Origin of the sequence: Achromobacter sp. ACM01 (genome assembly GCF_014851745.1) — a bacterium.
Taxonomy (GTDB): domain Bacteria; phylum Pseudomonadota; class Gammaproteobacteria; order Burkholderiales; family Burkholderiaceae_B; genus Achromobacter; species Achromobacter aegrifaciens.
Window position 1 is genome coordinate 1 of record NZ_JACVAF010000019.1, and the last position, 1,501, is coordinate 1,501.

The 1,501-nt window shown below is 49.2% G+C and carries 1 rRNA gene; it reads left to right on the forward strand.

Annotated features, from left to right (window positions below):
- Positions 1 to 331: 331 nt before the first annotated feature.
- Positions 332 to 1,501 (forward strand): 23S ribosomal RNA (locus IB268_RS30860); the annotation flags it as partial.

Genomic DNA, 1,501 nt, shown 5'->3' on the forward strand with positions numbered 1-1,501 from the left:
AGTGCTCGTGTTAAGCGTCCACTCTTATCGGTTGTTGTTGTAGCTGGAGTCAATATCATTGGCGCCGCGTAGAAGCTAACTCATAGCGCTGCATGCAGTGTTATGAGTTGGGTTTTACCCAACAGCTATATTTGTTCTTTAACAATCTGGAAGAAGCACAACGAAATGTGCTCATCGAGTAATCAGCTTGCTGATGAAGATGGGTACGGGTTGTGATTGCATTAATTTTGTTCCAAGTTCTCAAGACTGGGGTGAATAACCTCAGACTGCTTTGAAACTTATGAACGGCACAAACGCTAATACTCAGGTCCTATAGCCTACAGCGTTATAGGATCAAGCGACTAAGTGCATATGGTGGATGCCTTGGCGATCACAGGCGATGAAGGACGTAGTAGCCTGCGAAAAGCTACGGGGAGCTGGCAAACAAGCTTTGATCCGTAGATGTCCGAATGGGGAAACCCACTCCGCAAGGAGTATCCCTGGCTGAATACATAGGCCAGTGGAAGCGAACCGGGTGAACTGAAACATCTCAGTAGCTCGAGGAAAAGAAATCAACCGAGATTCCGAAAGTAGTGGCGAGCGAAATCGGAAGAGCCTTTACGTTTTAGCACGCAAGATAGTCGAACGGAATGGAAAGTCCGGCCGTAGCAGGTGATAGCCCTGTAGGCGAAATCTTGTGTGTGGAACTAAGCGTAAGAAAAGTAGGGCGGGACACGTGAAATCCTGTTTGAAGATGGGGGGACCATCCTCCAAGGCTAAATACTCGTGATCGACCGATAGTGAACCAGTACCGTGAGGGAAAGGCGAAAAGAACCCCGGAAGGGGAGTGAAATAGATCCTGAAACCGTATGCATACAAACAGTAGGAGCCTCCTTGTGGGGTGACTGCGTACCTTTTGTATAATGGGTCAGCGACTTACATTCAGTGGCAAGGTTAACCGAATAGGGAAGCCGTAGCGAAAGCGAGTCCGAATAGGGCGATTCAGTCGCTGGGTGTAGACCCGAAACCAGATGATCTATCCATGGCCAGGTTGAAGGCACGGTAACACGTGCTGGAGGACCGAACCCACTAATGTTGAAAAATTAGGGGATGAGCTGTGGATAGGGGTGAAAGGCTAAACAAATCTGGAAATAGCTGGTTCTCTCCGAAAACTATTTAGGTAGTGCCTCAAGTATTACTGCGGGGGGTAGAGCACTGTTATAGCTAGGGGGTCATGGCGACTTACCAAACTATGGCAAACTCCGAATACCCGCAAGTACAGCTTGGGAGACAGAGCACCGGGTGCTAACGTCCGGACTCAAGAGGGAAACAACCCAGACCGCCAGCTAAGGTCCCAAATTATCGCTAAGTGGGAAACGAAGTGGGAAGGCATAGACAGTCAGGAGGTTGGCTTAGAAGCAGCCATCCTTTAAAGAAAGCGTAATAGCTCACTGATCGAGTCGTCCTGCGCGGAAGATGTAACGGGGCTAAGCGATAAACCGAAGCTGCGGGTGTGCACTTT